At 47.7% G+C, this 8,022-nt stretch carries 6 protein-coding genes and 1 pseudogene; 1 reads left to right on the top strand and 6 read right to left on the bottom strand.

What is annotated here, in order from left to right:
- Positions 1-247: 247 nt before the first annotated feature.
- Positions 248-778: an ATP-binding cassette domain-containing protein gene (locus H6G48_RS25435; protein ID WP_242034787.1), complete on the top strand. Its 531-nt coding sequence runs from the start codon at positions 248-250 to the stop codon at positions 776-778.
- Between the two features lie 519 nt (positions 779-1,297).
- Here the strand turns inward: H6G48_RS25435 and H6G48_RS25430 are convergent.
- The 6 genes and pseudogenes from H6G48_RS25430 to H6G48_RS25405 all read right to left on the bottom strand — a co-directional run bounded on the left by H6G48_RS25430 (position 1,298) and on the right by H6G48_RS25405 (position 8,020).
- The gene (locus tag H6G48_RS25430; protein ID WP_002799672.1) at positions 1,298-1,903 is read right to left on the bottom strand and encodes a hypothetical protein; all 606 of its coding nucleotides are present in this window, start codon (positions 1,901-1,903) and stop codon (positions 1,298-1,300) included.
- 95 nt (positions 1,904-1,998) lie between these two features.
- On the bottom strand, positions 1,999-2,673 hold the full coding sequence (locus H6G48_RS25425; protein WP_190723816.1) for a MarC family protein: 675 nt from the start codon (positions 2,671-2,673) through the stop codon (positions 1,999-2,001).
- A 347-nt stretch (positions 2,674-3,020) separates the two neighbouring features.
- Positions 3,021-5,390, bottom strand: coding sequence for an arylsulfatase (locus H6G48_RS25420; protein ID WP_190723815.1), 2,370 nt, complete (start codon positions 5,388-5,390; stop codon positions 3,021-3,023).
- Between the two features lie 267 nt (positions 5,391-5,657).
- Positions 5,658-6,967, bottom strand: a pseudogene (locus H6G48_RS25415) (RNA-guided endonuclease InsQ/TnpB family protein).
- Positions 6,968-7,544: 577 nt separating this feature from the next.
- The gene (locus tag H6G48_RS25410) at positions 7,545-7,760 is read right to left on the bottom strand and encodes a DUF5615 family PIN-like protein (RefSeq protein ID WP_242034786.1); all 216 of its coding nucleotides are present in this window, start codon (positions 7,758-7,760) and stop codon (positions 7,545-7,547) included.
- Positions 7,760-8,020: a DUF433 domain-containing protein gene (locus tag H6G48_RS25405; RefSeq protein ID WP_190723814.1), complete on the bottom strand. Its 261-nt coding sequence runs from the start codon at positions 8,018-8,020 to the stop codon at positions 7,760-7,762. The genes H6G48_RS25410 and H6G48_RS25405 overlap by 1 nt, the downstream gene beginning before the upstream one ends.
- Between the last annotated feature and the right edge of the window lie 2 nt (positions 8,021-8,022).

Raw genomic sequence — 8,022 nt, 5'->3', positions numbered from 1 at the left:
CCTTAGACTTAGCTAGTGGTGAACAGGCTCCTGTAGCTCTGATTGCTCCCGCTATCAATGGTTAATTCCTAGTCTGAATGAAAAGGCACTCCCGCGAGGGGGTGCTTTTTTGTGGCTAAATATTTTATGGTATGTCTAGCTTGGATCGTTCATCCGGTGAGTTTAGCTTCGGGGAGTAACAATTATCATTCAACTGCTCTTATCGATAACCGTCTTCTTTTTAAGTGCCTTCGGTACTCTGTTCTGGTTGTCTATCCCCTTAGTCATTCAGGTGATTATCGATAACGTCATCATCCAGAACTCGCCTGAGGCTCTCAACTTTTGGGGTGTTTTCTTGATAGTGACGACTCTCTTTGCCAGTGCCTCGGAGATCGGCCTAGCCGCTCTCACCGCCGCCATCATAGGCAACGGTCTGGCTAGGAACCTCTTTCTCAAAGTCGCTGTCACACTCCCTAAAGTCTTGGCCATGCTATCATTAATGGCTATTTACAGTCCTCAACTTGCCTTTGCTTCCACTGGACTAACTGCCCTAGCCTGTGGAACCTATTACCTTCTCAAAAGAAACAGATTGGTAGCCGAGTCTGGTTCAGAACCTCTTCCTCTTTCTTTCCGCTTGCCTTTGACCCTAATCGTACTCTTCCTTTTCTGGTATGGGGCTTCCCCAGTCCTCGCCGCTCAATTATCGCTGGGTCAGTTGATAGCATTTATTATTTTCAGTATCCAGTTCGTGGCTTTCTTATTGAGCCTGACGGCGGCCGCTACTAGGCCTATTCATTGAGGGCCGCTCTCATTTGGAGATGTTAATTAGCAGGATCTGCATTAGGAAGCCGGTATAGCTCCTTAACAGACTGGCGGGAGGGAACAATAATCGTGAAGACTCCGAGGATTGTCCCCAAGGGAGTGAATAAGCAGAGGATGCAGGCCATAACGAAGGAAAACCAGTATCTCTGGCGGCGTTTGAGGAATCGCCCCGATACAATGGTAGCAATAGCAAAAACTTCTCCTAATATGAAAAGTAGGCCACCAACAGCGGCGACAATATATCCGGCTGCTTGAGGCGGTAAATTCCCAGATGAATGTACTGAAATAGATTCGGTAATGAGATCGACGCGACCAACCTTGTTCTTGTTCGCATTGCTGGTGTCATATCATATTTTAGGATACATGAGATTAAAATCTCGCTCCTTTTTTTCATACTTGGGCTGAAGCCACAAGGCTTTCAACGGCAAGAATTTAGGTAACTCATGGGATTCTCCTAATCGCTAGATAAATTTACAGAAATAATAGAACATTAGTATTAATAACGTAGGGGTCCACCGTAACCACCGTATAAACCGACTCCGCGGGTACCGGCCCCCACCCCGTAAAAGCCAGGACCGACACCACCACCAACACCAATCCAATCGATGAATAGGGAAGTTGCCCCGCCGGCCTTGGGTAGAGTCCCTTCGATTAGCTTGTAGCTATAAATCAAGTCCTTGCCATCGATGACGGGATTGCTAATCTCGACGACAACTATAGTATTGTCTTGACGACCAGGTTCGTAGACTGAGAGGGTCGCATTGGGGGGATCGTTAGCAAAATTATCTTTTCCTGCCCTGGCTGTCCACTCATCCATATAGGCGGCCATGGTCAGATTACCAGCAATCCGGTTCGGGCGATCGGAAAAGTATAATGTCTGTTTGTTGACGTTCACCAAGCGAATTGTTTTTGTGACGGGATCTACCTGAATATCTTCTGCCGTTTGCACGAACATTAACTGCACTTTTTCTTGAGCAGGAGTAGTCTGGGCTACAGAAATATTGGGCATCCCCCAGCTAGTGATTGCCATGGCCGCTACTCCCAGAAAAAGTGTATAACGAAAACGCTTCAGGGATTTGGTCAATTGATGAGAATTTTTCATGATTGCTCTCCTTAATACCCAGTTTAAATAGACAACAGCTTATTCGATATTTTCAGTAATTTTCTTAGCTAATATTTAGACTAATTAGCAATTTGCTATGATCGTAGTTTGGGAACAATCTGATCGACAAAAATATTAATCGAACCCGTCACCATAAATTGTACTCCGATCGCCGCTACAAATAGCCCCATAACTCGCTGAGTAATACTCAAGCCAATATCCCCTAAAAGTCTTTGTAACCATTGGCCAGCGGCGAGGATGAGAAAGACTAAAAAACTGACTAAAATTGTCATCAAAATCAGTTCAATGCCCATACCGTCACCTAGCTTTGATTCGGCTTCACTGGCATAAAGGATAACGTTAGCAATAACCCCAGGCCCCACTAATAAAGGCATAGCCATAGGAATAACAATTTGCCGATAAACTGACTTAGCTTCGCTGAGATAATCCCCGCCTCGATCATTAATTAAAAGCTCTTTTGTCCCTGCCCCAGAACCGTTAACAATGTTGATACCGATCATCAACAAAAGCACTCCACCAGCAAGGCGAAAAGAGTCTAAGGTGACACCAAAGAATTTTAGCATTGGCGTTCCGATAAACATAAAAATTAACAACAAACACAAGACAGTTAACGAGACAAATAGAGCCACGAGTCGTTGTACTTCTTGACGTTCGCGAGCGGTGTAACTAATAAATATCGGCAGCATCCCCAGAGGATTTAAGAGGGCGAATAGAGTGATGGCAAAGTTTCTCAAAAAAGACCATTCCATAGAACAAAGTTGCTAATTTAAGCTCAATTTTTTTGCTTTTAACCGAGGAAAAGTCTAGATAAGTAGGTGGGTGGAATTAAATATAAGATGAACGTAGGTTGGGCTTCGGCCGTGAGATCAGCGTTCGACAAAAGCTCACGCCGAGGTCCGAACGGTTGAAGTATGAAACCCAACGCCCGCATAGTTTACGCTACCGCTAACCCATCCTACAAATAATTGTGCCTCCCTACTTAAAACTCCCAGTGCGGTTAGTTTTTGCCCTAGAAAATTAAACATTGGCTCGCCAGCGATCGCGATTCCTCCCCTAAGACCGAATAAGCGAAACCGTCGATCGCAAGTCCCCTTTTCTACTGCCGGGCCATGATAATTTTCAGACGTTCCTCCGGGTCGATCAGGTGGTCATGAGCGTCCGTACCCAGATCGAGTTGAACCCAACCGATCTTGCCGGTGAAACGACTGGTTTTCGAGGTATATTCCGCCGCTACGGGGGTACCGGATTCGTAGCCGATATCCGTGGTCTCGTCGGCAGAGAAAATAAAAGCCTGAGTTCGTTCTACCCGACCCGTACCCACCGGTTGACCGTCGTAGTAGAGGGTGACATTTCCCCCCCGTCCTAAACCACCGCCATCGTAGGCAAACTCCATCCGTACCTGATGCTTACCGGCCGGGATCGTCTCCGTCGCCTCGGTGACAAAACTTTCAATCCCCAGCACGTTATAGACGAACTTGGCTTTTCCGTCGTGGGTATAGACACTCCAACCACCGAAGCGGCCGCCTTGGGCGATAATCACCCCGTCCGCGCCTTCCGGGGGAATGTTCAGTTCCGCCGTCACCGAGAAGGATTTATTTTTGATGTTGATGACGCTATTTTCAGACAAACGCCCCATCCCGGCAAAGAATAATTGCGAGTTTCCCCGCACGAGGGTAGGCCGGCCAGCGGTGGCGGGATCGACCCGTTCCACTTGGCGATCGTCTAGGGGCAGTACATTATACTTAACCGCCTCGATCAGAAATTGTCGCTGTAGTTCGTGCAGTTTCTCTGGCATTTCCCGGGAGAGATCCCGAGCTTGCGTCCAATCCGTACTGCCGTCGTATAGTTCCCAGATATCATCGTCGAAAGGAACCATCGTCTGTCCAGTCATAATCCACGGGGTGCGGTGCTTGGTAATCGCACTCCAACCCTTGTAATAGATGCCCCGATTGCCAAACATCTCGAAATACTGCACATCGTGACGTTCGGGGGCGGCCGCGTCGTTAAAGGTATAAACCATACTCGTACCCTCGTAGGGACTTTGTAGGACACCGTTAACCATAGTCGGTTCGGGAATTCCCGCTACTGCCAACACCGTCGGGGCCACATCGATCAGATGACAGAACTGATGGCGAATCCCACCTTTTTCCCTGATGATTTTGGGATAACGAACAATCGTACCGTTGCGGGTCCCGCCCCAGTGAGAAGCGACCTGCTTCGTCCATTTGTAGGGGCTACTCATCGCCCAGGCCCAACCGACCGCGTAGTGATTATAGGAATCGGGCGCACCGAAGTCATCTAGTTTTGAGAGGAGAAATTCCGGGGTTTCTAGACCCGCTAACCCGTTAAAGTTGGCCATCTCGTTAAACGCGCCCTGCAGCGTTCCCTCGGCGGATGCGCCGTTATCGCCGACGATGACGTAAACGAGCGTATCGTCGAGGATTTCTAGATTTTCTAAGGCTTGAATCACCCGTCCCACCTGCTCATCGGTATGTTCCAGAAAGGCGGCGTACACCTCCATCTGGCGCTCTAATACCGGCTTCAGGCGATCATCCATGTCATCCCAGGCGGGAATTTCGGCGTGACGGGGGGTGAGTTCGGCATTTTGGGGAATTACGTCCAGTTCTTTCTGTCGGGCAAAGGTAATCTCCCTCTGGTGATCCCAACCGTGAGCGAATTGGCCTCGATACTTGTCGATCCATTCCTTGGGGACGTGGTGGGGGGCATGGGTCGCGCCGGGGGCGAAGTACATAAAGAAAGGCTTATCGGGGGCGAGGGCTTTTTGTTGACTGACCCAAGCGATCGCTCGATCCGCCAGATCTTCGGTCAGGTGATACCCTTCCTCCGGGGTTTTCGGCGGTTCGATCGGGGTTGTTCCCTCGTACAGTGCCGGCTCCCACTGGTTATTCTCGCCACCGATAAAGCCGTAGAAATACTCGAATCCACCCCCGCCAGAGGGCCAAGCGTCAAACGGGCCGATCGGGCTGGTTTGCCAAACCGGTACCTCGTGGCACTTACCGAACTGCGCCGTGGAATAGCCGTTCAGCTTCAGGGTCAAGGCGAGGGGGGCTTTGGTGTTGGGACGAACGGAACTCTGCCCGGGGGCGGAGGTGGCGGTTTCGGTGATGTTGCCCATGCCGACCGAGTGATGATTCCTTCCAGAGAGCAAAGCCGCGCGGCTGGGAGAGCAGAGGGCAGTGGTATGAAAACGGGTATATTTTAGCCCCTGTGCCGCTAATCGCTCGAAAGTCGGGGTATTGCACGGGCCACCGAAGGCACTGGCGGCTCCGAAGCCCACGTCATCGAGCAGCACGATCAGCACGTTGGGCGCGCCGGCCGGCGGTCGGATATCTCGAATCGGGGGATAGTCAGTGTCCGGATTCTTCGCGTCGTAGGTGGTTAGACCGAAGGGGGTTAAGTCGGGAATCGGTAGAATTTGGCGTTGGATCGGCTTATCTTGGGACATCGTTCATTTCCTCCGGTAAATTTTTTTGAGAATCGATCAGGTCGAGAAATATTTAAATTTGTTAATTTCTCTTGACAGAATGCCTAATTTGTAGTGTTGAAGCGCATCGATCGGGCCATTGACTATCCTATCGCTTGCCAAAATCGATAATCTCTCGACCTTGCCAAAACTCGCACACGCTCGGCAAGATGGGGGATCAATCCCCCACGACGAGGTCATTCGGAAACGCGATTATTCCGTTGTGCCTCCCTTGACATACTCCCACCGTCAAGCTACGCTGTGACGGGGGATTCTTGACCTATCACTATCGTAAATTCCTTGCTCGACGAGACAGCTTAGATTCTTAATGTCTCCATTAAGAATCCAGAGACCGGACTCTCCCCCCCCCTTGCCCCCCCGACGTCGGGGGGGCAAGGGGGGGTTTCTGTTTGCCCAACAGTACCGTTGAGATGATTTCCCAAATATTGTAACCCTTTTTTAAGAATATTTATTGCTGCATTATGATCCCTATCTAAGATTGTTTGACAATTGGGACATTGATGAGTTTTAGTGCTTAATGTTTTTTGAACTCTCGTCCCACAAACTGAACAATCTTGGCTAGTAAAATGCGGTGGTACAGCAACACAAACAATCCGATAAATTTTGGCAAAAAATTCAAACCCTTCAGTGAATTGATACCAATAAGCATCACTAATCGACTTAGACAGGTGACGATTTTTTAATAAGTTTCTTACCTTTAAATCCTCATAGACTACCAGAGCATTAGACTGGACTAACGCCAAAGCATCTTTAATTGCTTTGTCTTGACGTTGTCTTGATACTTTAAGGTGAAGCTTGGCAACTTTTCCCTGTTGCTTGTGATAGTTTTTAGACTGTTTCTTTCCTTGAAGAAACTTTTTGGATAATCGTCGTTGTGCTTTTTTAAGTCGTTTTTCTGACTTTCTTAAATAACGGGGATTCTCTACGGTATTGCCTTGGGCATCGGTATAAAACTCTTTTAACCCTAAGTCAATTCCTGTTATTTGTCCCGTTGGTTTATGGTATTCTTGCCGTTCTCCGTCAATCAGAAACTGGCAATAATAACCATCAGTGCGTCTAACAACTCTTACCCGTTTAATCTGTTGCTCTGAATAATAAACTAATGTCTTTTGACTACACCATAAATCAAATTCTCCTGCTTTAAAACCGTCAGTGAACTTGATTTTACGTCTATCATCAGATAGTTGGTAGCCTGTTAGTTTGTATTCAACCGAACGGCTAGGCTTTTTGAACCGAGGAAAACCCTTTTTTCCCGGTATCTTAGCATGACAATTCTGATCAAACCGATTAATTGATTGCCAGGCTCTATCAGCAGCCGATTGACGAGCTTGAGAGTTTAATTTATTAACCCAAGGTGTTTCTTTGTTGTCTGCTAGTACCGCGCAAAGTTTTTGGAGATCATTGCGGGTTGTCCCCTTATTGTCCAGACAATAACGAACACAAGAGTTACGCACAAACTGAGATGTCCTAATTGCTTCATCTAGTCTCTGGTATTGTTCTGGTGTCCCGTTTTTTAACTTGGCTTCTACGACTAGCATTGATTAATCCTCGACCCTGGAGCAATTAAGTATAACACAGTTTACCTACAAATGGTAGAATTAAAATCGTGCTTTGCGGTTAATATCCTGGTCGGATTTCATCCCCCGCAAAGGTTGATGTCTTGTCGAAAAATTTAGCGGGGGCATTCATCCGACATTTAAGGTAATTTCTGTTCGTCCCCCGGGGACAGTTTCGGACGAGCGAGCGCGTCATATAGGATTTATGCAATCGACAAAAATCGCCTACATTAAAAGTTTGACAATCTCCGCCCTTTTAGGGCGGAGATTCTTGGGCTGAATCCTGCCTCTACTAGCAAAGCTAATTTTGGTCTTACAGTTTCATGTCTAGTTCGACTACACCTATAAGGCAAGCACTCTTAGGGACTACTCCCCAAGCGTAAATTCGGGTATGCCCTACCCTATTTAATTTTTTTGATCTCCCACCTATGCCGTATTTTTTTTGATTAGGGCAGTGAGGTATTGGGGCAACCCAAAATGGGTCGGTGACACTAGCTTTTGTCCAATGGTCAGTTCGCGTGCCACGACTACACATCTGATTTTCCGCTTGCCAATCAGTTTAACACAAAGCCGTCCTAAAAGGACGGGATTTTAACCCAAATTTTCGATAAATTACCCGACCTTGCCGGGTTGCCCAAACCAGTTGATCGGGATCGGGTAGCCGAATGTTTTTCGCTTCCCAAGTGGTAATTACATCAATCTTCAGATTCCGCAAAGCTTCCACGACCGAGCGTTGACCCGCATCTTCATCAAGGTAGAGACGGATTTGACTCATTACAATTCACCGGCTCGATATCGGGATTCCCAGTCTTCACAATCGGCTCGGTAAGCATCGATATCGGCCTCTATCTGTTCTTTATTCGCGTGATAATACGCTAGAGCGCTATAAATTTGAGCCAGATTTAACTGAGGATACTCCCTAGCGATCGCTTCGGCACTCATTCCCGTTTTATGATCCATGACTAAACTTTGAATCGTGATTCTAGTTCCCGCGATCCGGGGACGAGCATTACAAATATCCGGACTAGCCACAATAA

This window comes from Microcystis flos-aquae FACHB-1344, assembly GCF_014698375.1.
Lineage (GTDB): Bacteria > Cyanobacteriota > Cyanobacteriia > Cyanobacteriales > Microcystaceae > Microcystis > Microcystis aeruginosa.
The sequence above is the reverse complement of the archived record's forward strand: the minus strand, read 5'-3'. Positions and strand labels throughout refer to the sequence as shown.